Consider the following 23,760-nt stretch of genomic DNA (forward strand, 5'->3'; position numbering starts at 1 on the left):
CTCCCTGTTCGGTAGTCATCCGTTACGCCCGCAGTCGAAGGCGTTGCAGCAAAGACGAAGTGGCACCCATGGCGTCACGCAATTGGGCGGCGGTGATGGTGCGCTTGGCCGCATCGAAAGCCAGCGCTGTTCGCAGGGCCGGCCAGCAGTGTTTGGGTAGGTTTCGAGGTGCATGCAGCTCGCGGTCGAGGTGGCCGTCGCGGGCCTCGATCGAGGACAAACGGCGGAACGGGTGTTTGCCGCCCGCCAGTTCGTAGAGCACGCAGGCCACGCCGTACACGTCCGCGCTGGCCGAGAGTGGCTGGCCTTCAAGCAGTTCGGGGGCGGCGTAGCCGGGGGTCCAGGCGTTGAAGCGGTTGCGACTCAGGTGCGGCAGGCCGGGCAGGATGCCCTCTTCCGCCTGGCCGAGGCCGAAGTCGAACAGGCGCACGCCTTCTTCGCTGAGCATCACGTTGCTCGGTTTCAGGTCGCCGTGCAGTACGCCGCGCGCGTGGGCGTAGGCCAGTGCGTCGAGCAGCGGCAGCGCGATGTCGCGCAGCTCCTTCCACGGCAGGCCCAGGGGCCGCTCGCAGAGTAGTTTGTCCAGGGTCAGCCCACGCATCAGTTCCATGGTGATGAAGGCCCGCTGGCAGTGGGTGTCCACTTCGAAGGTGTGAAAACGCAGCACGTTGTCGTGGCGCAGTCGTCGGGTCAGGGCGAACTCGCTGTAGAGCAAGGCACTGGCGTCCGGCGATTCGGCAAATTCTTCGCTGAGGATTTTCAGCGCGATGTAAGGGTCAGGATCGCCGAACTGTTCGCTCAGCAAGTCCCGTGCACGGTAAACCGCGCCCATGCCACCGGCACCCAACAGGCGTTCGATGCGGTAACGCCCCGCCAGCACGTCAGGCAGTTCAGCGACGCTGGCCCGGGTCGGCGCCAGCGCAGGCTCGGCCTTGTGCGGCTTTCCGTTTAGAGGCTTGGCAAAGGCGAAGTAAGTCAGGTTATTGGCTTCTTCCTCGGTCACCAGCAGGTCGTCGATCGGTGGCATGAGTTCAGTCATTGGCGGATCACCACAGCAGTCAGGTTGTCCCGGGCCGAGCCACGCAGAGCGCCGTCGAACAGGCGCTCCAGTGCAACGTGCGGCGCGGTCAGGCTCAGGGCGTTGCCCAGGGCATCGCTAGTCAGCCCTTGATACAAACCGTCGCTGCACAACAGAAACGCATCGCCGGGATAGACTTCGAGTTCGAGCACGTCCAGGGTCAGTTGCTCGGCAGCGCCGACCGCACGGGTCAGGGCGTGGGCGGCAGGATGAGCCTTGGCTTGCTCGACGCTCATGTTCTGCTCGTCGATCAGTTGTTGTTGCAGCGAATGGTCCTTGGACAGCTGATACAAACGCTGGCCGCGCCACAGGTAGCAGCGGCTGTCGCCGGCCCAGATGCAGGCCGCGCGATTGCCTTCCACCAGCAGCGCCACCACGGTGCTGCCCATGATGCTGTCGTGGCGCCCGGCGGTGACGGTCAACTCCTGACCCAAGCGGCGGTTGAGCCAGTGCAAGCACTGGCGAATGCCTTTGAGTCGTTCGTCGAAGTCGTCCTGCACCGGCAATTCCGCCAGGCTGGCGACGATCAACTGGCTGGCGATGTCGCCACCCTGATGACCGCCCATGCCGTCCGCGACCACCCACAGCCCCTGCTGTGGACAGTCGAGGAAAGCATCTTCGTTGCGCGCCCGAACCTTGCCCGGATCGGTACGCGCAGCGCTGCGCCAGGGACTGGCAACCGGCATCAGAGCTGCACCGGCATACGGAAGGTGCGCAGTACGCCCATGTCGAACGGGTTCGGCGTGCGCTGGCTCGACAGCAAGTAGTTGGCGCGCAGGCCACCCACGTCAGCTTTCAGCACCAGCACGTCGCGACCGGTCAGGTACTCGGTCTGCATCAGGTCGAACAGACGGAACAGCGACCATGGGCCGGTGTTCTTCTCGATGCCGATCGGGCGGCCAGCCATTTTGTCGAGGACCAGGCTGGTGCGACCGTCTTCAGCGTCGGTCGGCCATTTGAACGACACCGGCACGATCGGGCCGTGGCGGTATTCGATGGTCTTGTCGCCAAACTTGAACTCGGAACGGCTGACGGCCGGGTCGAGGGTGTACGGCTCCAGTTTGAACTGCACTTGCGGCTCGGCCGGGTTGATGGCGAAGAAGCTCTGGCGAATCACTTGTGCCGCCGCCATCTGGTCGAGGTAGACCTTGGAGATCGGCATGCTGTGACCGTCGATGCTGCGCAGGCGATAGTTGCCTGGGTCGCCACTCACGAATGGACGCATGTAGGTATCAAAGAACCGATCGGCGATGCCCTGGGCCTTGAAGAACTCGCGGAAGTCGCTGATCGCGACGTCGCTGGTGCTGTGGGCGCTGAACGGGTAACGCTTGTTGATCGCCTTGCCGTAGAAGCTGTACAGCTCGCTCTGATAACGCTGGTTAAGGTACTGGTAGGAATCGTTGAGCACCAGACGCCAGGTGTCTTCGGCCAGCACGTTGAACCACACGCTCACCGGACGCGGCAGACGGTTCGACGCATTGCGCAGGCTGCTCAGCGCATCACGCTGGCCGCTCATGCGGGTCTTGGCCATTTCGAACGCTGCCTGCTCCGGCGCGCTGGCACGGGCCAGGCTCGACAGTTGCATTTGCAGGTCGTTGAGTGCTTGCAGGGCCGGAGTCAAATCAGCGGCCGGGCCGTTGTTGTCATCCAGCAAACGGTGCAGCGGTTCGAAGCGACGTTGCAGGGATTTCTTCGCGGTGTCGGGCAGGTTTTTGGTCGCGGCCATGTCAGACGCCGCATCCGATGCGGCCGACGCCAGTTTGCCCAACTTGCCGAGCTTGCCCTTCTGCTCGCCCAGTTTTGCAGCGGCATCGGCAGCCTCATCAACCGGCTCGGCTTCCGCCGGGAACCGGGTGTTCTCACGCACTTCCACCAGCAGTTGCAGCACCGGGGAGTTGGCCGACGTCAGGCCCGCCAGTTGCTCGGCGCCCTCACTGAAATCGCTGATCGCGGGCAGTGCCACCTGGCCCACGGCTTCGCTCCAGAAGTTGGCGTAGTCGCGGAAGTACAGTTGCTCCAGTTCGACCATCAGGCGACGCAAGTCCATGCCGCTGATGCCCGAGCCTTCCCCCAGTACCCAGTTGTCACGCAGGATATCGGTGACCAGCGCAGCGCCCTGGACCGAGAAGTACTGCTGATAGCCTTGCTGGGTGTAGAACCCCGGAATCACGTAATCGGTGCCGACAAACAACGAACCCTGCGGGCCGATGTGTTGGCTCAGGCGGTACTCCGGCAGGTTACGGGCCTGCTCGCGCAGCATCCGGTAAACCACGTTGGCCAGCGACTCGCTGCGTAGCACCTGACGCGCCTGCGCCACCAGTTGATCGTTGAGCGGGTAGATAAATGGCTGCTTGAGCAAGCGCTCGAAGTGCGTGTTCAAGCCGTTCTGCACTGCGGTGTTGCCGGCGTAGCGCAGGGACCAGTCAGTGGCGACCCAATCCTTGAGCCACGCCGCATCGCGGCGATCTTTCATATTCAGCATCAGGTACGCGCGCAGGCTGTTGAGCAGGCGTTCGCGGTCCTTCATGTTGGCGCGGATCTGCCCTTCCAGCAGGGTTGCCACCCGTGGCAGCAGTTGCGCTTCAAGCTCACGCTCGTAAGCGCTCTTGACCACTGGATTGGCGTCTTCACCCTGGTACAGGCCACCACGTTCGTGGTACGACACGTCACCTTTGTTCGGGAACACTTGAGTCGCCGCGTAGCTGGTGTCGAGGGTCTTGAGCACCGCCATGGAATCATCGCGCGCCGTCAGGGCCGAGCGTTGTTGCTTCCAGGTTTGGGCCAGCGAGCGCAGGTTTTCCAGACGCTCATAGTTGGCCGAGAAACCGCCGGCCCAGAGCATGCCGAACAGCGCCAGTGCCGCCAGTGCGCCCACGTACAGGGCACGTTGGCCCCAGTGGATGCGGCTGCGCTCGCGCTTGTCCAGACCGGCCAGATCGGCCTCGGGGAAAATCACCCGGCTGAGCAAATGGTGAATGAACCGCGAACGGCCGCTGCGCAGGGTCGGCAGCACGCCGGCGCTCATACCCAGACTGGCGCCGATGCCGGCGGTGGTCTGGTCCATCTCTTGAGTCAGGTGCGGTGCGCTGGTCAGGTAGAAACCGCGCAACTGGCTGACGCGCTGGTAACGGTTGCCGGTAAACGCCAGGTCGACGAACAGGCACAGGCGCTCGCCGATCTGCCCCAGTTGATGCGGGAAATCGAGGATGCGGCCACGGCGCTGGGTATCGCGCTCCTGGTGCATGCGCATGATCACCTGGCTGTTGAGGCGACGCAGCAGCTCTTCGAACTCGGCGCGCAGCACGGTCACATCAGTGCCGCTCTGCTCTTTGCGGAAGCTGGTGCCGAGGACCTGATCGCTTTCTTCGCGGGTCAGTTGGTCGAAGAATTCGTCGAACCCGAGCAGGCGATCGGCCTTGCTCAGCACCAGATAAATCGGCACATCGACGTGCAGTTTTTGATGCACGTCTTGCAGACGCGCACGTACCTGGCGGGCCAGGGTTTCGAGGTCTTGCTCGCTACCGCCCAGCAGGGTTTCCACCGGGATGGTCACCAGCACGCCGTTCAATGGACGATTGCGGCGACGCTTGCGCAGCAGCTCGAGCAAAGTGCTCCAGGCGCTGCCATCGACTTCGGCATCAGGCTGGGTCAGGTAACGCCCGGCGGTGTCGATCAGCACGCCGTGGTCGGCGAAGTACCAGTCGCAATGCCGCGTGCCGAGGGTGTCGCGGGTGAGTTTGCGGTCGATCTTGTTGATCGGAAACTCAAGGCCCGAAAAGTCCAGCAGGCTGGTCTTGCCGCTGCCCTGCGGGCCGATCAGCAAGTACCACGGCAAATCACTGCGCCAGCGCTCGCTGCGACCGCGATACAGGCTCGAGGTCTTCAGGGTTTTCAGGGCGTCCTTGAAACGCACCTTCAACTCTTTCTCTTCTTCGTCGATCAGCTCTTCACGGCGGATACGGTCCTGGCCGTCTTCGGTGGCTTCCACCGCTTTTTTGCGCACACCGGCGCGCCAGCTGACGAAGACCATGGTCAGGCCCCAGATCAGGAACAGCACACTGATGGTCAGCAGGCGGGAGGTCGAACCTTCCCAGAACTTGTAGTCATTGACCGCCAGCAGCGGTCCGACGAACCACACCAGCAGCGCGACGAACAGCACCAGCAGCAGGGTCCAGACCCAGGTCTGGCGCAGGAATGCGCCGACTTTCTTGAAAAACTTTTTCATCACACGTCCCTGTTTACGGCTGCGACTGCGGCTTAACCGCGGCCGGATCAAGCTGCTGATAAGGTTGCAGAACGGTTTCGCGTTGTTCGCCCAATACCCAGGCGAAGCCCGAATACATCACCACCAGGCAGACCACGGTGAACAGCACCACCATCCACGCCGGCACGATGCGCACCAGGCTGCGGCGCTGATCGTTCAAGCCTTCCCAATGCGGCGACAACTCGCGAGGCACGTCGCCGCGCAGTTGACGAATCTGCCGATACAAGGCGTCGCGGATGCCTTCGAGTTCGAGCATGCCGCGCGCTTGCACCCGGTACTTGCCTTCGAAACCGAGGGACAGGCACAGATACATCAGCTCCAGCATCGGCAAGTGCTTGACCGGATTTTTCGACAGGCGATCCAGCAGCTGGAAGAACTTCTCGCCACCGAACGTTTCGTTGTGGAAGCTGCTGAGCAGGCTCATCTGCGACCACTCGCTTTCGTTGCCCCACGGCGTGGTGACGACGGCTTCGTCAACCACGGTGCACAGCACGTAACGGGCGGCCATCACCTGGCTGCTTTCGGCGCCGTTGTGCAGCGCACGTACTTCAAACAGTTTCAGCCCGGCGGTCAGCCGCTCATTGAGCGCGTACAGGTCTTCGCGGGTGTCGCTGTGCTTGAGCCGCACCACTTCCGACAGCAGTTCGGAAGCCGCCGCCACCAGCGAGTTGAGGCTGATGTTGAACGCTTCGGCCGGGCGCAGGCGCGCGGCGTAGATCATCCGTTCTTCCAACTGTTCAAAACGCGGCGGTGCCGCGAAGTCAGTCAGCGGACTCGATGCCGGGCCGTGGCCCTGGCGGTCGAGCAGGACGGTTTTGTCGTCCTGGTGGTGTTCCATGTCCTTGATCATGTCGGTCAGTTCCTGATGGCCCAGAATTTCAGTTCAAGCTCGGCGAATTCGCCGGACACGTGGAACGCGAAGCCGCCGGAGCGCTCGAGTTGCGCCAGGTCTTCGGAACTGAGTTCGAGGATGAAATAAGTTTTGTTGGAGTGGAACGCGATCTGCCGTGGGGCCACCGGCAACGGTTTGACCTTGATACCAGGCAGATGCAGGTTGACCAGTTGGCGGATACGCTCCACCGGGCCGACCTTGAGGTGCGCCGGCAAGCGGTGGCGCAGCTCTTCGGAGTCGCAGTTGGCACTGGCCGCGAGCACGAACGAGGCCGAGCCCAGCAGTTTGTGGTCGTGCAACGGCGACACGATGATCCCGTACTGGCGCGCTTGCAGCACCAGTTCGATGGCATGCTGTTCGAGCACCATCGACAGCACCTGACGAATCGCTTCCATCAGTTTGCGGAAGCTCGCGCCCTGGTCGCTGTGCTGGTAGCGGCTGTCCAGACGCGGGCGTTTGCTGTCGCTGGAAAACGTCGCCAGATCGCCGAGCATGGTCAACAGCGTGCGGTACAACTCTTCCGGGTGAACCTGTTCCAGGCCCAGGTAATGGCGCAGCAACAGTTCGGTACGGTTGATCAGTTGCAGCATCATGAAATCGCCGACTTCCGCGCCGCCGACCTTGCCGTTGGAGCGAATCCGGTCGGCGATGGTGTCGCCCCGGTGGCCGAGCATGCTGATGACTTCTTTGAGGCACGACAGCAGGTAGCTGGACGAATGCGCCTGGATGTAGGTCGGCACGAAATCCGGGTCGAGGCTGATCACGCCGTCGGGCGTGGTGTCGAGCACTTCACAGATCTTCAGCTTCACGTAGGCCTGGTCGCTTTGCTGCTCGCCGAGCAACAATTTGAAGTCCGGGCGACCGCAGCTGACCTGACTGGCGGAGTCATCGCCGGCGTTGGAGTCGGCCACTTCCGCTTCGTACGCGGTGTAGCGCGCCAACACGTCGGATTGCTCCGGGCGGCGAGACTCGATGTGGTTACCGGTCACCAGTGGCAGCGCCAGATAGATCGGCGTGTTGCCCGTGTTCGGCGGCACGTCCAGGGCCAACGGCTCGGTGTTGCCGCCCAGTTCGAACAGGCTGCCGTCCGGCAGAATCCCCGAGGCCTGGCTGATCACCAGTTTGCCCATGTTGAGGAACTGCAAGTCGATTTCCAGGTTGAGGAAACCCCAGGTGTAACTGCCCAGCAACTGGGTGCGGGTCTTCATCTGGTGGTCGTAATAACGATCGTTGTGCTGGAAGTGCTGCGGTCGCAGCAGCATGCCTTCCTGCCAAATGACTTTATGGGCATTCATGTTCAGTCATCCGCCTTGACGAGCGTTTCGTGGGTGTTGCGGATGCCGGCCTGATCGAGGGTCAGGTCAGCCGCAGTGACTTGCACCGGAGTGATTTGCACCGTGTAGCGCCATTTGGTTTCCGGCAGGTCGCGGTAGGCCGCGAGTACGCCGACGTAACGGCTGCCCTCTTCCACACTGAGCTTGAGCTCGACGGTTTCACCCGGGCGCAGTTCCAGCTCTTCGCTGGCTACCAGGTCCGGGGCCAGGGATTCCTTGGCGCGCTCGTAGAGACTGAAGAAATCAGCGTTCTCGAAAGCCACTGGGTGCTTGAGCTCAAACAGGCGCACGACGATCGGCGACGGACGACCGTTAAGGTCCGGGTTCAGCTGATCGCTGGCGGTCAGCTTCAGGTTGAGTTTGGTCACGGTGGAATACGGCGACAGCGACGAGCAACCGGCCAGCAGCACCAGGGCGGTGAGCGCAGTCAGCGTCTTGAAAAAAGCGGTCGAGCAGCGAAACATGCGCATCATCCTTGGCGGTCGGTGTGAAGGGTGGAAATCAGGCGGATCTGTTCTTCGTAGGCCTGGGCGAAGTCGCGGGCCAACAGGCGTTCGCTCCAGTCATCGTCCAGACGCAGCGCCTGGTGATAACGCCCGTAAGCTCTCCAGCGACTGCCGGAGGTGGCGAGCAACGGCTTGTTGTCGCGCTCGAAACGCAAGGTCAGCTGTTGCGGCGAGAAGTGCTCCAGGGTGCCGCGAACGGCAGCGCGGCTGGCAGTCAGCAACGCCACCTGATGCGCCTGCAAATCGCGGAACGCACGGGAGATCGCTTGCTCGGCCGGCAATTGGCCCGGCTTGTTGCCCTGCAACAGAATGCCCAGCGCTTCACCGGCATCGACGGCGAATTTCAGTGGGTTCTTGTGGGTGCCTTGCACGGTGGTCTGGGCCAGGCGCAGTTCGTTTTTCAGCTCGCTGCGGGTGCGCAGGCTCTGCTGCAAACCACCGACGCTCTGCTTGAGCAGGCGCGCGGCGTTCAGGGCCAGGGCTTCGCGGGCGTCGTGGTCGAGGCCTTTGACGTCCACGCCCAACGCCGCACCGAAGTGCTCCCAGAAACCTTCGCTCTGACGCTCCACAGCCTTTGGTGGCGGAGCTGGCGCAGGTTCTGCCGGGGCGTCGATCAGCTCCGGCACCATCAGGCTTTCCATGTCGATGCGTGCGTAGTCGGCGCGTTGACGGGTGTCCTCAGGCACCGCGCGCGGGGCGATCAGTTCGTCGATTTCCGAGTACACGCGCTCTTGCTGATCGAGTGCGTTCAGCGGGTCGAGGTCGAGGAACGCATCGTCCGGAATGATGCTGCCCGCAGCCTGCGGACGGCCGACTTCGACGTCGAAGGTCGCCGGGTCGCGCACCAGTCGCGCGCGGATCTCGAAGTCGCCCAGCACATACACGCTGCCGTGCTCGATGCGCATCGGCTCGCCCTTGCGCAGGCGCGCACCGCTTTCGCTGTCCTGGATACCGTTGCTGCTGGTATCGGTCAGGAAAAACGTGCCTTCGCGGTAGCTGATCACCGCGTGGTGGTTGGACAGATGACGCTTGCGGTCGGGAATGATCCAGTCGCAATCCTCGCCCCGGCCGATCACGCCACCGGCCTGTTTAAAGGTCTTCTGGCACAAATCCGTGGGCACGAACTGCTTGGTGTTCAGCATTTCGAAAACCAGTTCCATAATGATGCTCCTTGCGGTCACTTGCCGCGATTGACCGCCTGCGGATCACCCAATGGGCGATAGGTGTTGTCGTTGTATTTGTAATTGCCGCTACAGCCGCCGAGGCCGCATAGAACGACGAGGGTCAGCAGGACGGCTTGCCAGTGACGAACAGGCATCAGAGGGTCTCCAGAGGTAGACAAAGCACAAAGCGCCAACCCTTTCGGGCGGCGCTGTTAGAAGTAAATGAGGTGGGTTCGAGCGCTCTAGCCATGGGGCCTGAGCGCTGCCTTTGTGGCGAGGGAGCTTGCTCCCGCTGGGCTGCGGAGCAGCCCCAAAACCGGTTGCCCCGTTTATTCAGGTAGACCGTGTTGGCTGGATTGCGCCTGCTGCGCAGTCGAGCGGGAGCAAGCTCCCTCGCCACAGGATTTCGCCGCTCAAAAATGGGGTTAACCATCGAAATCACCCAGGTTGATGTTCAGGCGCCCGAGGCGGTACAGCAGTGTGCGGCGCGGCAGGCCTAGTTCGCGGGCGGCGAGGGTCTGGTTGCCGTCGTTCTTGCGCAGGCAGTCGAGCAGCAAACTGCGTTCGACCTGCTCCAGGCGTTCGCGCAGGTTCAGGCTGCTGTCTTCCGGCATGGCTTCCATGCGCAGGGAGAAATGCTCGGTCAGCAACTCGCCGCCCTCGCACAGCAATACCGCGCGTTCGACCAAACCTTTGAGTTCGCGAACGTTGCCGGGGAAGGTATATCCGGACAGGTGATCCAGCGCCGCGTCGGACCAACGCACCGCATCCCGTTGCAAAAACGTGCAGGCCTTGTCGGCGAAGTGCCGCGCCAGGTCGAGGATGTCGCCTTCGCGCTGACGCAACGCCGGCAGCTCGATCGGGAATTGCGCGAGGCGGTAGTACAAGTCCTCGCGGAATTTGCCTTCGTTGACCAGCACCGACAAATCGCGGTGCGTCGCGGCGATGATGCGCACGTCGATCTTGTGGGTGTCGTTGGAACCCAACGGGCGGATCTCGCCTTCCTGCAATACGCGCAGCAATTTGGCTTGCAGGGACAACGGCATGTCGCCGATTTCGTCGAGCAACAAGGTGCCGCCATTGGCCGCGTCGAACAGCCCGGCACGGTCGCGATCGGCACCGGTGAAGGCGCCTTTGCGGTAGCCGAACAGCTCGCTTTCCAGCAGGTTCTCGGGGAACGCCGCGCAGTTCTGCACGATGAACGCCTGGGAACGGCGCGGGCCGCAGTCGTGAATCGCCCGCGCGACCACTTCCTTGCCAGTGCCGGTCTCGCCGCGCAACAGTACGGTGTAAGGGCTGTGCAGGACTTTGCTGATCAGCGAGTAGGTCTGGCGCATGGCCACGCTCTTGCCGATCAGGCCATAGCCGCTGGCGCTCGGGACGTTGAGCGGCGCCGGGCGTGTATCACCGGTCGGCTGACGCAAACGTTGCAACAAGTGCAGTTGGCCGAGCACGAACGAACCCAGTTGACCGAGGGAATCGGCAAAGCCTTGCAGGTCGACCTGCCGGTGACTGGCGCACAGCAGCAAACCTTCGACAGCCTTTTGCTGATTGACCAGCGGCACGCACAGCAGCGACTGCCAGGGCGTGGCCTGGGGCGGCAGGAAACTGGTTTCGTGCAGGCTGCCGCTCAGCTCGCTGAGGCACACCACGCGGTTCTGGCACAGGGCGAACTGCAGCAGTTGTTCACCGTTGTAATCCGCCGGCAGGCTCGCCCCTTCCCGGGGTTGCAGAATGCCGTTCAGGCACTCGGCGTTCATTCCCAGGCAGGTGTGGGTCGCGTCCAGCAGGTACAGCTGCGTCAGCTCGCAACCGCTGAGCTCGGCCAAGCCGCGCACGAAGTCACCCAGCAGCGCAGTGCCGTCCGCCGCCCGCGACAGGCTGGCGAACTGCGCCAGCAAGGTTTCGGCATAGACCAGCGGTTGCGGCACTTGAGTGAACATCACACCCACCTCAGGCGAACTCGCACGTCACGCTGGCGTCGCCGTCGAGCGTCGCATGCACGCGCTTGAGGCTTTCACCGGTGGCCATCGCATCGAGCAAACGGTCGGCCACCAGTGGCAGCACGTGCAGGTCGAGCAAGTGGTCGATCAGGCGCGCGCCGCTGTCGCTTTGGGTGCAGCGCTCGGCCAGGTGATCGACGAGGTCCTGGGAGTAAGTGAAATCCAGCTGACGACGGTTCAGGCGCTCGCCCAAGCGACCCAGTTTGATTTCGATCAGCTCGCGCAGCACCGGGCCGCCCACCGGGTAGTAAGGCACCACGCGCATGCGCGCCAGCAACGCCGGTTTGAAGTGTTTGCTGAGCACTGGGCGAATGGTTTCTTCAAGCACTTCGGCGGTCGGCCGCGCGCCGTTTTCGCAAAGATCGCTGATGCGGTCGCTGCCCAGGTTCGAGGTCATCAGGATCAGCGTGTTGCGGAAGTCGATCTCGCGCCCTTCCCCATCGTTGGCCACGCCTTTGTCGAAGATTTGGTAGAACAGGTTGAGCACGTCCGGGTCGGCTTTTTCGACTTCATCGAGCAGCACCACCGAGTACGGTTTCTGGCGCACGGCTTCGGTGAGCATGCCGCCCTCGCCGTAACCGACGTAGCCCGGCGGCGCACCGATCAGACGGGAGACGGTGTGCTTCTCCTGGAACTCGGACATGTTGATGGTGGTGATGAAACGGTCGCCGCCGTACAGCAAATCAGCGAGGGCCAGGGCGGTTTCGGTCTTGCCGACGCCGCTCGGGCCGACCAGCAGGAACACGCCGACCGGAGCATCAGGCTTGTTCAGGCCAGCAGCGGTGGCACGCATCGAGCGATCCAGTGCGTGAACGGCTTGCTCCTGACCACGAATGCGCGTGCGCAGGTCGGTGGCGAAACTGGCGACCTTGGCGTTGTGTTCGCGGGCCAGTTGCGCCAATGGCACACCGGTCCAGGCGCTGATCACTTCGGCCACCAGACGCGGGCAGACTTCGAAGCTCACCAGACGTTCTTTGACCTGGGCCTCGGTCAGGGCGCGGTGGGTTTCGTTCAGCGCAGCTTCCAGCGACTCGACGCTTTGCCCTTCGTCCACGGTTGCTTCAACGGTTTCGATCACGGTGCCTTCGGCGTCTTCCTCGACCGTGATGGTCGGTTCGACGGCAGCGGCCTCGCGGGCCTTGGCCAGTTGCTGACGCAGCTCCAGCAGGCGCTCGGCCAGCTCTTTCTGCTCGGCCCACAGCGTTTCCAGAGCGACCCTTTCGTCTTCGGCGTCGGCCAGACGATCTTCCAGAGCGTCCAGCGCTTCGTGATCGATCAGCAAACCGGCTTCGGCGTCGCGACGCAGGGCCTGACGCTGACGGCCACCTTCAGCCAGTTCGCCACGCAAGCGCTCCAGGCTTTCCGGGGCGGCGGCGAGGCTGATGCGCACGCGGGCGCAGGCGGTGTCGAGCACGTCGACGGCCTTGTCCGGCAGCTGACGACCGGCCAGGTAACGGGCGGACAACTCGGCTGCGGCAACCACCGCGTCATCGCGCAGGTAGATACCATGGCTCTTCTCGTAGACCTGGGCCAGGCCACGCAGGATGGTCACCGCTTCGCTGACGGTCGGTTCGTGCAATTGCACGGGTTGGAAACGACGGGCCAGGGCCGGGTCTTTCTCGAAATATTTCTTGTACTCCGCCCACGTGGTGGCGGCGATGGTGCGCAACTCGCCACGGGCCAAGGCTGGCTTGAGCAGGTTGGCCGCGTCGGAACCACCGGCATTGCCACCCGCGCCGATCAACGTGTGGGCTTCGTCGATGAACAGGATGATCGGTTTCGGCGAGGCTTTGACTTCGTCGATCACACCTTTGAGGCGACGTTCGAACTCGCCTTTGACGCTGGCGCCGGCCTGCAACAGGCCCATGTCCAGCGACAGCAGCTCCACGCCTTTCAAGACTTGCGGCACTTCACCGGCCGCGATGCGCGAGGCCAGGCCTTCGACGATCGCGGTTTTACCGACGCCAGCTTCACCGACCACGATCGGATTGTTTTTGCGGCGACGGGCGAGGATGTCGACCATCTGCCGGATCGCGCCATCACGGCACAGCACCGGGTCGAGTTTGCCGTCGCGGGCCTGTTGGGTCAGGTTGTGGGTGAAGCGCTCCAGCAGCGACTCACCGGGCACCGCCGGTTTGCCGGTGGCCGGTTGTTCTTTCTGCGACAGGGCGAATTCTTTCAGGCGCTCGATGTTCAGCTTTGCCAGCAACGACTGATAACGGCTGCCGGCATAGCGCATCGGGTTGCGCAGCAGCGCGAGGATCAACGCGGCTTGCTCGACCTGGCTCTGGCCCAGTTCGAGGTTGGCCACCAGCAACGCGTCTTGCAGCCACTGCACCAGTTCCGGGGCGAACACCGGGTTGCGCGAGGCGCTGTGCTCGACCCGCGATTGCAGCGCGGCGCTCAGTTCTCCGGCATCCACTTCGGCATCTTGCAACGCGCGGGCGAGCAGGCCTTGCGGGCGCTCCAGCAGGCCCAGCAGCAAGTCTTCGACGAGGATCTTGCTGCCGCCACGGGCGACGCAGCGTTCGGCAGAACTTTCCAGATCACGACGGGTTTCGGCGTCCAGCGCCTGGATAAGTTGTTGCAGGTCTACGTTGATCATGTGTCATCCATCCTTAATGAATTTTGCTGCCCAAGGTCACCACGCCGTCCGCTTTTTCGCGGCCGAGCCAACTGGTCCACCCCAGACGACAGGCGTTCTGCTCACCGATGCGCAGCTCGCGGATTTCTTCCTGGCGCAGCACCAGGCGAATGTCGTAATCGAGCGGGTCACGCAGGGTGAACCGCACCAGCGCGCACAGCGGCTGGTAGCCGAAGCCAATCGGCAGGAATTCGTGGAAGCGTTGCCAATCGAGCTCGCGGATGTGAATGCGGAATTTGCCGCTGCGGTCGCGCACGTGTTCGCCCAGCACCAGGTCTTCGCCGAGCAGGCTGTTGTCGCGGCCCAGGCGATTGCGCTGCTCGTCGAGGATTTCGACGCGACGCTCGATGCATTGCTCGATGGTCAGCTCGGCATGCTTGAAGTAGTAGCGCAGCACCGCTTCGATCAACGCCGCCGAGTGCGCGCGCAAGCTGAGCAAGCCGAGGTACGGCAGCAGGCGTTTCCAGTTCAGTTCCTGGGCCTTGCGGATCTCTTCGCCACCGAGGCCGATCAGGGCAAACAGCTGCGCCGAGAACGGGTCGAGCGCCCCGCTCTGGAAGCTGACGCGATAGCGGTATTTGCGCCAGATCGGCAGCATCAGCCGTTGCAGGCGATGGTGGAACAGGTCGAGGAAGTTGCGGGTCGGATTGCCGTCCTCGCTGTCGCCCAGGGCCTGTTCGCCATAGAACGCCGGCAGCGGCGAACCGGAACCGACCAGGCCGATCAGGTTGAAACGCAGGCGCGCACGCATCTGCCCGTGCTCTTTGAAAAACTCCACGCGATCGACGTCGCTGCCAGGGAAACCCAGGCTCGGGTTGGCCTGGAATTCCAGCTGGTCGTACAGGTCGTCTTCGCTCAGGTACGGGTGAGCATCGCGCAGCCGGTCAATCACCAGCAGCACGGCCTGAAACAGCGAGTACTCGCGTATTACCCGGGTCAGCCCGCTTAAAGCAGGGGCTGCAGGCCCATACGTGGTGTCCATTGGTACACCTCTCCCTGTGTGCTTTTTACTCGCAGCTCGTGGTACGAATTGAGACTGGCGTAAAGCGCGAAAAACTCGTTAAGAACCGAAGCGAAAACGAACAAGTCGCCCTCGCCGATGTACCCTTCCGGGTCGATGGTCAACTCGGTGCGCAACCCGCGCACCGGCAACCCTCGGTGCAATCTGTCGACATGCTGGTGCTTGATCGACTTGAGCCCGCCCAGCAGGCGCTTGCTGACTTTTTCTGCGTGTTGGTCGTAGTAGCGCGGCAGGTCGTAGGTTTCGAGAATCACCTTCAACGCGTTGACGTCGGCCAGCGACAGATAGTTGAGCGACATGTTGCTGATCAGCTTCCAGAGGAAGTCGCGGTTCAGCGGCGGCGCGAAACTCGACGAGGCCGGAGTGATGTTGCGGAAGCTCAAAAACTCCGGCGTCTCTTCACAGGCCACGCAGATGTCGCCGAGCTTGAGCTTGCGCGGCAGGTTCTGGTTGGTGCACATCAGCTCGATCGACAGGGTTTCATGGGCTTCGGTGTGGCGGATACCGAAGCTCAGGTAGGTGTCGAGGCCGTCGTGCAACAAGGACGAGCGCTGGCGGATGCTGTAATGCGGACGGCTGGTGGGCACGTCGAAACTCGGGTCGTGCTCGAAGGATTCGAACGGCACGTACTCCTGATAACCGAGGCCGCCAGGCTTCCAGCCGGTCACGGTTTCCACCGAGAACACGCCGCAGTTTTCCAGGTCGTATTCGGCCGGCAGCAGCAGGTATTCGTCCTGCTTGCCGTCGAGGCGAATCGGCAGCGCATCGTGCTCGAACAGGTTAACGATCGGCGTGCAGTAGAGCTTCACGTTGTCCAGGGTCGGACGCATGCGCATGATGCCGCTCTTGCGAATGTCGAAGCGCAATTCCAGGCCGCGCATCTGCTTGAGCGTGTCTTCCGGCAACGCCTTGAGCAGGTCGAGACCGTTGATGTCGACGAAGAGGAATTTGTCCTGGAAGGCGAAATATTCCTGCAGGTAGCGATAGCCGCGGAAGGTGTTCAGCGGATACGGGATCAACGCTTCTTCTTCGGCAAACCCCACCGGCTGCACGCGGTCGCCAGGCATCTTGAACGCCATCGCTTGGCCGTTCACACCGTTGATGGCCTTGCCGGCAGCATCCAGCGGGATCAGCTCGATGCCTTCGAGGTTGCGCAACAGGCTCAGGTACAGCATCTGGCTGATGTAGCGCTCACCGGCGAAGTGCAGACGCAGGCGACTCAGCTCCAACTCGCCCAAGTGACCATCAGCGCTCATCTCCAGACGCAGGCTCAACAGCGAACCGTCACCCTTCACCGAGTAATTCAGCGCGGCCAGATCCAGCGGCAACACCTCGGTCGGGTAGCACGTGCGGAAACGGCAGCGCACGTCATCGACCGGCACACTCTCCACCGGCGTATCACGCTCGACCCTCAACGCAGGCCCGGAACGCTTCAACGGGTCGAACTGCAAAATGCTGAACGCCGGCAGCGGCCGCATGTAGTTCGGCCACAGCAGCTGCATCAGCGAATGGCTGAGCTCCGGCAACTCGTCGTCGAGCTTCTGGCGCAGGCGACCGGTCAGGAACGCAAAGCCTTCCAGCAACCGTTCCACATCCGGATCCCGCCCGGCCTGACCCAGGAAAGGCGCCAACGCCGGGCTACGCTCGGCGAAACGACGACCTAACTGGCGAAGTGCGGTGAGTTCGCTTTGGTAGTAGTGGTTAAAGGACACGGGTTACCTGCCTGGTAGTGGAACTCATGAAAAAATTGTCCTGTAGAGCGCGACCGTCACGCCGGCACACACGTAACCGCCGATCAGGAGATAAGGCACAAGCATGATCAAGCCGAACGCCATGTAAGCGTCCTGAGACTGCCCGGCGATCAAACAACACACGCCATAAATCACCCATGGCACGATGTAAAAAGGGATGAACTTCACCGGCGCCCACCAGACCATTCGCAGCGCTTGTTGCTCGTTTCGGCTCTTCGCGGATCGGGACATCCACAGCGAAAATCCCAAAAGCCCAGGAATGCCCCACCACAACAGGTACTCCCAATGGGTGTGGGATGAGTCGTACGTCGTGTACTCGCCAATCCACAGCTGATAGGAAGAGATCGTCAGTACAGCAAGCAATGGCCACCACAAGGCGACCATGAAGAAACTCAGTTGCGCGCGGCTAAGCATGGTCGGCCCCCAACGCGAGCTTCGAGGCTTTGGCGCCTGCAAATTTGCGCTTGTACCAGCCATCCAACCCGGTGCTGAGAAGGATCGCCGTCAAGGTGAATGTCCCTTGGCCAATGCCATAGAGCAGCGCCCGCAACGGATGATCCGGCAGCATCCACAAGAGAATCAGCCCCACCCAGATCGCCCACAGGATCAACTTCACACGTAGCACAGGAATCAGCACCAGCACCGCGTTGAAGACGAGAAAGAACTCGTAGAGGAATTTGCTGGTAAGACGAATGTTCACGCCACGGGAGGTCAAGCCGCCGTAGGTCGAGATGTACCAGTCGGCCGCGAAGTTATTCAGAAACGTGTAACCCACACAGAAAACACTGTGGATCAACAGGCAGCAGATGATGCGCGCCGGCATGTTCATGCGGGAGGCACCGATGAGTAGCAACTGCCGGCGATTTCGATGGCCACCAACGAAATCAGGACCATGAAAGTCAGCGCGCGATGCAGCCATGACTGGCGCAGTCGCTTGCTGATCGCCGTGACAATCAGCAGAAAACTCAAGATCGCGATGCCGCCGAACAGATTGCTGTCGGCGATGAACATCAGGTACATGCGCATCTCGTCTGATACGTCAATCATGGGCAAAAGGCTCCATCCGCGCGAAGTTTCACTGAACACGCCCTCCCTTGCTCGCGGTGATCGGCACGAATGAATCGATGAACAGGTAATCGCTGTCGGCGCCGCTCACCCGATTCATCGTCAACGGCTTGTCGTCAGGGGTAGAGAAGCGAGTCCAGCCTTCTCTGAGGAGACTGCCGCTCTCGTACCGCACCTGGACGAAGTAATCCGGCGGCATCGACTGGGTGATCTCGATGAAGTAGCCGCCATCCTGCGCACCACGCCACACCGCGTCGGGGTGCTCGGGCAATACCGGCGTCGAGTTGCCCCGGCTCGAACCGATCCAGAACGTCACGACCACGATGACGGCCAACGCACCGATCAGGCTCAGCAGATGATTGAGCCATTTCCACACCCGCAGCCACGGCATCATGGTGTGCACCATGTACGCACATCGCGCTTGTCGAAGCCCGCGCACTGATTGCTTTTGGCGATCACTCTGTAAGCGTTTTCGGGGGTGTAGGCAAAGTAGTAATAGTTGACCCGGTCCTCACCATAGAGCCAGTAAGACGAAGAGCCCTGGTTGATTTCGTAAGGCTCGAAAACCCTGATCGACGACTCTGCCGGGATGAAGTTGGCGCGGTCCATGAGCAACATCAAGGCGTTGGAAATCACCGGCGTGGCAAAGAGCACGAGCACGGCCGCGCCGATCAGGGACGCAATCAACGCAACGGGCGATATTGTTCGACGGTTGCGCATCACGACTGGGCCGCTCCCTGTTTCCCGCGCAAGCGGACAAAGGCTGCGTTCATGACATGGCTCAGCACAATCGCCAACATCGTCAAACCACCCGCCAACGCGCAATACGCCATAGCGCGAACGGGGTATTGCGGTAGCAGGTAAAACAGGATCGCCAGCATCATGAAGACCGTCACGCCAAACTTGATGGCCAGGCGATTGATTAAGACCAGAGCAACATTGAGGAAAACAAAAAAGTAAAAAACCAGGTACATGCCCATGCCGATGGCCACGCCACGTGAGGTCAGGCCGCCGACGAGCTGTTTGTAGATAGGCACTGCAAAGTTATTGAGCACGATGTAGAGCACGCAGGCCAGCGCATGCACGATCAGACTGATGACTCGACGGCTATTCATGCTCAGCCCCGGTCATGGCTCTATCGGCACTCAGAATCTGGCGTTGCTGAAGATAGATAACGCCCTCGCCGGCGAAGAACATCACGTTATCGACAGTGAATGGCTCAGTGTTTTCTTCTCCAGATTTCAGCCAACCTTGATCCCACAATGATCCATCATCATTTCTGATCTGAACGAAATAATAGGGCCGTTCAGATTTGGTGATTTCGACGAACTGGCCACCCTCAGCACCACCACGCCATTTCGCATTCGGGTACTCGCTCAACACGCGAGGCTGATCTTTCGAAAAGTCCATGTAGGAAACGATCACCACGAGCGCCACGCAGGCAAGCGCACCCATCGCCATGAGGGAGCGCTGTAGCCAGATCATTTCGACACAGTCCGGGCGAACGGATGCAATATTGGGGACAGTCCCCTTTTTTTTTCGATACAACCGACGAAAGATCGCTTAACCCACATTGGCGGTATCAGACTTGAAATCGACATTAATTGTCCATTATCTCGTAAGGGGTATTGCTAATAAAAAAATCCAGCCAGTGCCTTCTGGGATTGGAAAGTGCGAGCGTGAATTTTTTGCTCGCTTTATCAAGTTCTATGAATACAACGCCCACTGTTTGCGCATCTTCCTTTGCACGCATGTCCAGCGACAGCTCAGAGAACAACGGAGTGCGGTAAACCTGATCGGGATGGTCACGATCAGTGAAGCGCAAATACACGGCATCTCGAGGAGTCAGAAGCGAACTGGCAGGAACCGACTCGATAAGATACTGTCCAGACGGACTTTTCTTCGACACGTCAGAGCTGCGGGTCAAAACTCCATTTACGACAATAGCTATTGCAACAGCCAAGCTAACAACCAATGCAACAGCAAATATCATGTGTTTTTTCGTAATCAAACCGGCACTCCGTGTTTATCCATCTCAGCTTTGAGGAACAGTCCAACCTCCTCACTCGCCCTTAAATTCCTGAGCTCATCATGTAGTAAACGCCAATCACGAACATCACCGGCACAGCCATTACACATAAGAAATTCATTAGCCGGTGAAGCTTGTTCTCCCGAATTTTTGGGAACAACCCCAAAACCCCAACGACAAAACAAATAAGAGCCAAGTCACCAAAATAGTTATCATCGATCAAATCAAGAAAGTACCTTTCCATACTTACTCCTTGTTGAATTCCAGAAAATTCCAGCGATACAGTTCAAAAACGGCCAAATAGTCTTCTCTCTCCGCTCCCGTTCCTGGATTACGGTACGTCCAAGTTTCGCCTTTTTTCTCAAAATAGCCTTTTTCCACAGGCACTCCGGCATAAGCGATGCTCTGTGGATCGGCCATGTTCATACCAAAGGCAGATACAATCCAAGTACAGGGGCGAATGATAGGCAAGTCCGCGTTCCCTTGCCGGATATCGATCCTTTCGTTATCAACATCCACCGCCAACTGAATATGGTGTGCTATTCCTTTGTCCGTATCTCGCGCTTGAGCCAGAATATCGCCAGGATTCAATTCCGCTGGCGAAGCAACCACAATAGTATTCACGTCGACTTTTTGCATATCACGGGCGCCGTAGCTCTTCATGACCATTTCGGCAAATCCATAGTGATCCGACTTGTAACTTGAATGGTGAGCGGGGCTATATTTTTCCATATTCCTATAAGTTCTTACCCCGGTAGTTAGCTTTACCGGCAACCCATATTTACGGGCAAACTCGGCCAACACCCTGATAGCAAAGTCTTCACAAGTGAACTCGTTATCCTTGCTCTCGCCCGCCTCGTTTTTATATTGAGGACTCAATAATTGTTCAGCAATCGACGGCACTTCTTCGTGATAGCTGGCAATGTATGTTTCGTCCCAATGATCAGTTGTGGCCCAAAAAACTTTGAGAACGACTTCCTTTCCCGCTTGGTCCGCCTTTGGAGTAAGCGCCACCGATCTCATGGTCAGCATCGAAAGTACTTCTGCGCTCATTTTGAAAGCTCCTTGACTGCAGGATGAAAATCGAAACTTTCACCTTCCTTGCCACCCACCATTTGGCTTTTGCCCATTGCGTCGGTTCTGCCAGAAATAACTTCGCCTTTAGCGTTCCTGATGCAATAGGGAATGCCTTGCAGCGGATTACCGTCCTGGTCCTTCATCACCACATGCTGGCAATGAGAAAAAAGCATTAGTGGAGTCGGCGGAATAAACGGCACCGGCGTATGCGAATTCCCAATAATCACCGTCGAAGACCCAGCCGTAACCTTATTGCCGTGAGTACCGACGGAACCCACCGTTGCCGCCGACTTACCATTGATCAAAACGGTAGTCGCAAGGTCACCAACCAACGCACCACCACACGCCGAGGCATCGCCTTGGCTGGCGGCCGCGAGGCCGTCGAAGAACACGTCGCCGGAACCGGCGGCGATCGGATTGGTGCCGTGGCCGGGGAGCGGGCAAGCGGTGGGGTCGGTGACGCGTGCTGCTGGTTTGCCGGACATCGGAGTCTCCTTAGTTGACCTTCACTTGACCGCTGCCATCCAGGCGCGCGGCGAAACTGACCTGACGCTTGAAACCATCAACTTCCAGCAAGCCTTCGATGCTGAAGGACAGGCGAAGCTGATCGTTGTCACGCGGCAGGGAGATGACACGCACGTTGCTCAGGCGCGGTTCGTAGGCTTCGATGAAGCTTTCGATGGCCAGGCGGGCCTGACTCAGGGAGTCGTGCAGGCTCAGGCGCATGTCATTGAGATCGGGTAGCCCGTAATCGGACAGCGTTTGCACGCTGCCCGCACGGGTGCTGAGCATCTTGGCCAGATGGGCAGCCACCGACGCCATGGCGGAAACCTCGCGGCTCCAGCCGACGCGTTTGTCCGCGTCGCCACCCAGGCGTTCGAAAAGGCTGCCGTATCCAGTCATGAGTTAGGCTCCGCTTACTCTTTATCCAGCTTGCCAACCAGCGACAGGGTGAAATCGGCACCCATGTACTTGAAGTGCGGGCGCACGTTCAGGCTGACGCGGTACCAGCCCGGCTCGCCTTCAACATCGCTGACGATGATTTGGGCTGCGCGCAGTGGACGACGGCCACGGACTTCGGCGCTCGGGTTTTCCTGGTCGGCCACGTACTGGCGGATCCACTTGTTGAGTTCCAGCTCGAGGTCGGTACGTTCTTTCCACGAACCAAGTTGCTCGCGCTGCAGCACTTTCAAGTAGTGAGCCAGGCGGTTGACGATCATCATGTACGGCAGTTGGGTGCCGAGCTTGTAGTTCAGCTCTGCGGCCTTGCCTTCAGCGCTGATGCCGAAGAACTTCGGCTTCTGCACCGAGCTTGCGGAGAAGAACGCCGCGTTGTCGGAGCCTTTACGCATGGTCAGGGAGATGAAACCTTCCTCGGCCAGTTCGTATTCACGACGGTCGCTGACCAGTACTTCGGTCGGGATCTTGGTTTCGATTTCGCCCATGCTTTCGAAGTGGTGCAACGGCAGGTCTTCAACCGCGCCACCGCTTTGCGGGCCGATGATGTTCGGGCACCAGCGGAATTTGGCGAAGCTGTCGGTCAGCTTGGTGCCGAACGCGTAGGCAGTGTTGCCCCACAGGTAGTGTTCGTGGCTGTTGGCGACGGTTTCTTTGTACACGAACGACTTGACCGGGTTTTCTTCCGGGTCGTACGGGTTACGCAGCAGGAAACGCGGCACGGTCAGGCCAACGTAACGGGAGTCTTCCGACTGACGGAAGCTCTGCCATTTGGCGAATTGCGGGCCTTCGAAGTGATCTTTCAGATCTTTCAGGTCCGGCAGACCGGTGAAGCTTTCCAGGCCGAAGAATTTCGGGCCAGCCGCAGCAATGAACGGCGCGTGAGACATGCAGGCTACGCTGGACACGTACTGCATCAGTTTCACGTCCGGCGAGCTTGGGGACATGTAGTAGTTGGCGATGATCGCGCCAACCGGCTGACCACCGAACTGACCGTATTCAGCGGTGTAGATGTGCTTGTACAGGCCCGACTGCATCACTTCCGGCGAATCTTCGAAGTCGTCCAGCAGGTCGTCCTTGGAGACGTTGAGGATTTCGATCTTGATGTTTTCGCGGAAGTTGGTGCGGTCGACCAGCAACTGCAGGCCACGCCACGACGATTCCAGGGACTGGAAGTCCGGGTGGTGCAGGATTTCGTCCATCTGACGGCTGAGCTTGGCATCGATCTCGGCGATCATGCGGTCGACCATGGCCTTTTTGACCGGCTCGCCGTTGTTCTGCGGCTTGAGCAGCTCTTCGATGAACGCCGACACACCGCGTTTGGCGATGTCGTAGGCTTCGTCGTCCGGGGTCAGGCGGGTTTCGGCGATGATGCTGTCGAGAATGCTGTATTCGCCGTTCTCGTTGCTCTTTTGCTGTGCTGCGCTAGTGCTCATTGTGGCTTCCTTGGCTGATAGGGGCTCAGGCGTCCTGGGCTGCGGCGTTCAAGCCCAGCTCACCCAGTACGCGACCGCGGGATTCGTCGTCGGCGAGCACGCCTTCGATGGCTTTGCGGAACGCAGGCGCGTTACCCAGCGGGCCTTTGAGGGCCACCAGCGCGTCGCGCAGTTCCATCAGTTTTTTCAGCTCAGGCACTTGCTCGACCAGCGAGGCCGGGTTGAAGTCCTTCATCGAGTTGACGCGCAGTTGCACGGCCAGCTCTTCAGTGTCGCCTTCTTCCTGAAGACGGTTCGGCACGCTCAGCGTCAGGCTCAGCTCTTGCTTGGCCAGCACTTCGTCGAAGGTCATTTTGTCAATGCTGATCGGCTTGCGATCTTCGACTTTGCGTTCGTCCTTGCGGTGGGTGTAGTCACCGATTGCCAGTAGCTTCAGCGGCAGTTCAATCTCTTCCTGAGCACCGCCGGTGGCGGGTTTGAAGGTGACGTTGATGCGTTCCTTGGGGGCTACCGAGCCTTCTTTGGCCATGGCTTTTCTCC

General features: G+C 60.4%; 25 protein-coding genes. All 25 read right to left on the reverse strand.

Going from position 1 to position 23,760, the window contains the following annotated elements:
- Positions 1–22: 22 nt before the first annotated feature.
- Positions 23–1,039 carry a serine/threonine-protein kinase gene (locus LOY38_RS28900; protein WP_258698138.1) on the reverse strand — a complete coding sequence of 339 codons (1,017 nt, stop codon included), beginning with the start codon at positions 1,037–1,039 and terminating at the stop codon, positions 23–25.
- Positions 1,036–1,764: a PP2C family serine/threonine-protein phosphatase gene (locus LOY38_RS28905; protein ID WP_258698139.1), complete on the reverse strand. Its 729-nt coding sequence runs from the start codon at positions 1,762–1,764 to the stop codon at positions 1,036–1,038. Before LOY38_RS28905 ends, LOY38_RS28900 begins: the two co-directional genes overlap by 4 nt.
- Positions 1,764–5,303 carry a type VI secretion system membrane subunit TssM gene (gene tssM, locus LOY38_RS28910; RefSeq protein ID WP_258698140.1) on the reverse strand — a complete coding sequence of 1,180 codons (3,540 nt, stop codon included), beginning with the start codon at positions 5,301–5,303 and terminating at the stop codon, positions 1,764–1,766. Before tssM ends, LOY38_RS28905 begins: the two co-directional genes overlap by 1 nt.
- Positions 5,304–5,316: 13 nt before the next feature.
- The gene (icmH, locus tag LOY38_RS28915; protein WP_258698141.1) at positions 5,317–6,192 is read right to left on the reverse strand and encodes a type IVB secretion system protein IcmH/DotU; all 876 of its coding nucleotides are present in this window, start codon (positions 6,190–6,192) and stop codon (positions 5,317–5,319) included.
- Positions 6,193–6,197: 5 nt separating this feature from the next.
- Positions 6,198–7,529, reverse strand: a complete 1,332-nt coding sequence (tssK, locus tag LOY38_RS28920; protein WP_258698142.1) for a type VI secretion system baseplate subunit TssK — start codon at positions 7,527–7,529, stop codon at positions 6,198–6,200.
- Between the two features lie 2 nt (positions 7,530–7,531).
- Positions 7,532–8,032, reverse strand: a complete 501-nt coding sequence (gene tssJ / locus LOY38_RS28925) for a type VI secretion system lipoprotein TssJ (protein ID WP_258698143.1) — start codon at positions 8,030–8,032, stop codon at positions 7,532–7,534.
- Positions 8,033–8,037: 5 nt separating this feature from the next.
- Entirely contained in the window at positions 8,038–9,234 is a 1,197-nt protein-coding gene (tagH, locus tag LOY38_RS28930) for a type VI secretion system-associated FHA domain protein TagH (RefSeq protein WP_258698144.1), read from the reverse strand.
- Between the two features lie 17 nt (positions 9,235–9,251).
- Complete coding sequence (locus LOY38_RS28935; RefSeq protein WP_007894589.1) at positions 9,252–9,392, reverse strand: hypothetical protein; 141 nt, start codon at positions 9,390–9,392, stop codon at positions 9,252–9,254.
- A 270-nt stretch (positions 9,393–9,662) separates the two neighbouring features.
- Positions 9,663–11,180: a sigma-54-dependent Fis family transcriptional regulator gene (locus tag LOY38_RS28940; protein WP_258698145.1), complete on the reverse strand. Its 1,518-nt coding sequence runs from the start codon at positions 11,178–11,180 to the stop codon at positions 9,663–9,665.
- A gap of 10 nt (positions 11,181–11,190) precedes the next feature.
- On the reverse strand, positions 11,191–13,845 hold the full coding sequence (tssH, locus tag LOY38_RS28945) for a type VI secretion system ATPase TssH (protein WP_258698146.1): 2,655 nt from the start codon (positions 13,843–13,845) through the stop codon (positions 11,191–11,193).
- 13 nt (positions 13,846–13,858) lie between these two features.
- Complete coding sequence (gene tssG, locus LOY38_RS28950) at positions 13,859–14,866, reverse strand: type VI secretion system baseplate subunit TssG (protein WP_258698147.1); 1,008 nt, start codon at positions 14,864–14,866, stop codon at positions 13,859–13,861.
- Positions 14,830–16,617 carry a type VI secretion system baseplate subunit TssF gene (tssF, locus tag LOY38_RS28955; RefSeq protein ID WP_258698148.1) on the reverse strand — a complete coding sequence of 596 codons (1,788 nt, stop codon included), beginning with the start codon at positions 16,615–16,617 and terminating at the stop codon, positions 14,830–14,832. Before tssF ends, tssG begins: the two co-directional genes overlap by 37 nt.
- A gap of 24 nt (positions 16,618–16,641) precedes the next feature.
- Positions 16,642–17,070: a hypothetical protein gene (locus LOY38_RS28960; RefSeq protein ID WP_258698149.1), complete on the reverse strand. Its 429-nt coding sequence runs from the start codon at positions 17,068–17,070 to the stop codon at positions 16,642–16,644.
- Positions 17,063–17,485 (reverse strand): hypothetical protein, encoded by a 423-nt coding sequence (locus LOY38_RS28965; RefSeq protein WP_258698150.1) that lies wholly within the window; start codon positions 17,483–17,485, stop codon positions 17,063–17,065. The genes LOY38_RS28960 and LOY38_RS28965 overlap by 8 nt, the downstream gene beginning before the upstream one ends.
- Entirely contained in the window at positions 17,482–17,703 is a 222-nt protein-coding gene (locus LOY38_RS28970) for a hypothetical protein (protein WP_258698151.1), read from the reverse strand. The genes LOY38_RS28965 and LOY38_RS28970 overlap by 4 nt, the downstream gene beginning before the upstream one ends.
- A 28-nt stretch (positions 17,704–17,731) precedes the next feature.
- A complete protein-coding gene (locus tag LOY38_RS28975; protein WP_258698152.1) occupies positions 17,732–18,115 on the reverse strand; it encodes a hypothetical protein in 384 nt (127 codons plus the stop codon).
- Entirely contained in the window at positions 18,112–18,441 is a 330-nt protein-coding gene (locus LOY38_RS28980) for a hypothetical protein (RefSeq protein WP_258700811.1), read from the reverse strand. The genes LOY38_RS28975 and LOY38_RS28980 overlap by 4 nt, the downstream gene beginning before the upstream one ends.
- A complete protein-coding gene (locus LOY38_RS28985; protein WP_258698153.1) occupies positions 18,441–18,836 on the reverse strand; it encodes a hypothetical protein in 396 nt (131 codons plus the stop codon). The genes LOY38_RS28980 and LOY38_RS28985 overlap by 1 nt, the downstream gene beginning before the upstream one ends.
- Positions 18,829–19,206 carry a hypothetical protein gene (locus LOY38_RS28990; RefSeq protein ID WP_258698154.1) on the reverse strand — a complete coding sequence of 126 codons (378 nt, stop codon included), beginning with the start codon at positions 19,204–19,206 and terminating at the stop codon, positions 18,829–18,831. Before LOY38_RS28990 ends, LOY38_RS28985 begins: the two co-directional genes overlap by 8 nt.
- Before the next feature lie 115 nt (positions 19,207–19,321).
- Positions 19,322–19,732, reverse strand: coding sequence for a hypothetical protein (locus tag LOY38_RS28995; protein ID WP_258698155.1), 411 nt, complete (start codon positions 19,730–19,732; stop codon positions 19,322–19,324).
- Positions 19,733–19,996: 264 nt separating this feature from the next.
- The gene (locus tag LOY38_RS29000) at positions 19,997–20,803 is read right to left on the reverse strand and encodes a hypothetical protein (protein WP_258698156.1); all 807 of its coding nucleotides are present in this window, start codon (positions 20,801–20,803) and stop codon (positions 19,997–19,999) included.
- Complete coding sequence (locus tag LOY38_RS29005; protein ID WP_258698157.1) at positions 20,800–21,312, reverse strand: PAAR domain-containing protein; 513 nt, start codon at positions 21,310–21,312, stop codon at positions 20,800–20,802. Before LOY38_RS29005 ends, LOY38_RS29000 begins: the two co-directional genes overlap by 4 nt.
- Positions 21,313–21,322: 10 nt before the next feature.
- Positions 21,323–21,730, reverse strand: coding sequence for a type VI secretion system baseplate subunit TssE (tssE, locus tag LOY38_RS29010; RefSeq protein WP_007934529.1), 408 nt, complete (start codon positions 21,728–21,730; stop codon positions 21,323–21,325).
- A 14-nt stretch (positions 21,731–21,744) separates the two neighbouring features.
- A complete protein-coding gene (tssC, locus tag LOY38_RS29015; RefSeq protein WP_019580436.1) occupies positions 21,745–23,220 on the reverse strand; it encodes a type VI secretion system contractile sheath large subunit in 1,476 nt (491 codons plus the stop codon).
- Positions 23,221–23,245: 25 nt separating this feature from the next.
- Positions 23,246–23,749 (reverse strand): type VI secretion system contractile sheath small subunit, encoded by a 504-nt coding sequence (tssB, locus tag LOY38_RS29020; RefSeq protein WP_253546010.1) that lies wholly within the window; start codon positions 23,747–23,749, stop codon positions 23,246–23,248.
- Positions 23,750–23,760 lie beyond the last annotated feature (11 nt).

It is taken from the genome of Pseudomonas sp. B21-015, assembly GCF_024749285.1.
GTDB lineage: Bacteria > Pseudomonadota > Gammaproteobacteria > Pseudomonadales > Pseudomonadaceae > Aquipseudomonas.

Bases quoted from the DNA above. Each gene is read 5' to 3' on its own strand.
- LOY38_RS28900 (WP_258698138.1), bottom strand. From the start codon at position 1,039: ATGACTGAACTCATGCCACCGATCGACGACCTGCTGGTGACCGAGGAA.
- LOY38_RS28905 (WP_258698139.1), bottom strand. From the start codon at position 1,764: ATGCCGGTTGCCAGTCCCTGGCGCAGCGCTGCGCGTACCGATCCGGGC.
- tssM (WP_258698140.1), bottom strand. From the start codon at position 5,303: ATGAAAAAGTTTTTCAAGAAAGTCGGCGCATTCCTGCGCCAGACCTGG.
- icmH (WP_258698141.1), bottom strand. From the start codon at position 6,192: ATGATCAAGGACATGGAACACCACCAGGACGACAAAACCGTCCTGCTC.
- tssK (WP_258698142.1), bottom strand. From the start codon at position 7,529: ATGAATGCCCATAAAGTCATTTGGCAGGAAGGCATGCTGCTGCGACCG.
- tssJ (WP_258698143.1), bottom strand. From the start codon at position 8,032: ATGTTTCGCTGCTCGACCGCTTTTTTCAAGACGCTGACTGCGCTCACC.
- tagH (WP_258698144.1), bottom strand. From the start codon at position 9,234: ATGGAACTGGTTTTCGAAATGCTGAACACCAAGCAGTTCGTGCCCACG.
- LOY38_RS28935 (WP_007894589.1), bottom strand. From the start codon at position 9,392: ATGCCTGTTCGTCACTGGCAAGCCGTCCTGCTGACCCTCGTCGTTCTA.
- LOY38_RS28940 (WP_258698145.1), bottom strand. From the start codon at position 11,180: ATGTTCACTCAAGTGCCGCAACCGCTGGTCTATGCCGAAACCTTGCTG.
- tssH (WP_258698146.1), bottom strand. From the start codon at position 13,845: ATGATCAACGTAGACCTGCAACAACTTATCCAGGCGCTGGACGCCGAA.
- tssG (WP_258698147.1), bottom strand. From the start codon at position 14,866: ATGGACACCACGTATGGGCCTGCAGCCCCTGCTTTAAGCGGGCTGACC.
- LOY38_RS28960 (WP_258698149.1), bottom strand. From the start codon at position 17,070: ATGCTTAGCCGCGCGCAACTGAGTTTCTTCATGGTCGCCTTGTGGTGG.
- LOY38_RS28965 (WP_258698150.1), bottom strand. From the start codon at position 17,485: ATGAACATGCCGGCGCGCATCATCTGCTGCCTGTTGATCCACAGTGTT.
- LOY38_RS28970 (WP_258698151.1), bottom strand. From the start codon at position 17,703: ATGATTGACGTATCAGACGAGATGCGCATGTACCTGATGTTCATCGCC.
- LOY38_RS28975 (WP_258698152.1), bottom strand. From the start codon at position 18,115: ATGATGCCGTGGCTGCGGGTGTGGAAATGGCTCAATCATCTGCTGAGC.
- LOY38_RS28980 (WP_258700811.1), bottom strand. From the start codon at position 18,441: ATGCGCAACCGTCGAACAATATCGCCCGTTGCGTTGATTGCGTCCCTG.
- LOY38_RS28985 (WP_258698153.1), bottom strand. From the start codon at position 18,836: ATGAATAGCCGTCGAGTCATCAGTCTGATCGTGCATGCGCTGGCCTGC.
- LOY38_RS28990 (WP_258698154.1), bottom strand. From the start codon at position 19,206: ATGATCTGGCTACAGCGCTCCCTCATGGCGATGGGTGCGCTTGCCTGC.
- LOY38_RS29000 (WP_258698156.1), bottom strand. From the start codon at position 20,803: ATGAGCGCAGAAGTACTTTCGATGCTGACCATGAGATCGGTGGCGCTT.
- LOY38_RS29005 (WP_258698157.1), bottom strand. From the start codon at position 21,312: ATGTCCGGCAAACCAGCAGCACGCGTCACCGACCCCACCGCTTGCCCG.
- tssE (WP_007934529.1), bottom strand. From the start codon at position 21,730: ATGACTGGATACGGCAGCCTTTTCGAACGCCTGGGTGGCGACGCGGAC.
- tssC (WP_019580436.1), bottom strand. From the start codon at position 23,220: ATGAGCACTAGCGCAGCACAGCAAAAGAGCAACGAGAACGGCGAATAC.
- tssB (WP_253546010.1), bottom strand. From the start codon at position 23,749: ATGGCCAAAGAAGGCTCGGTAGCCCCCAAGGAACGCATCAACGTCACC.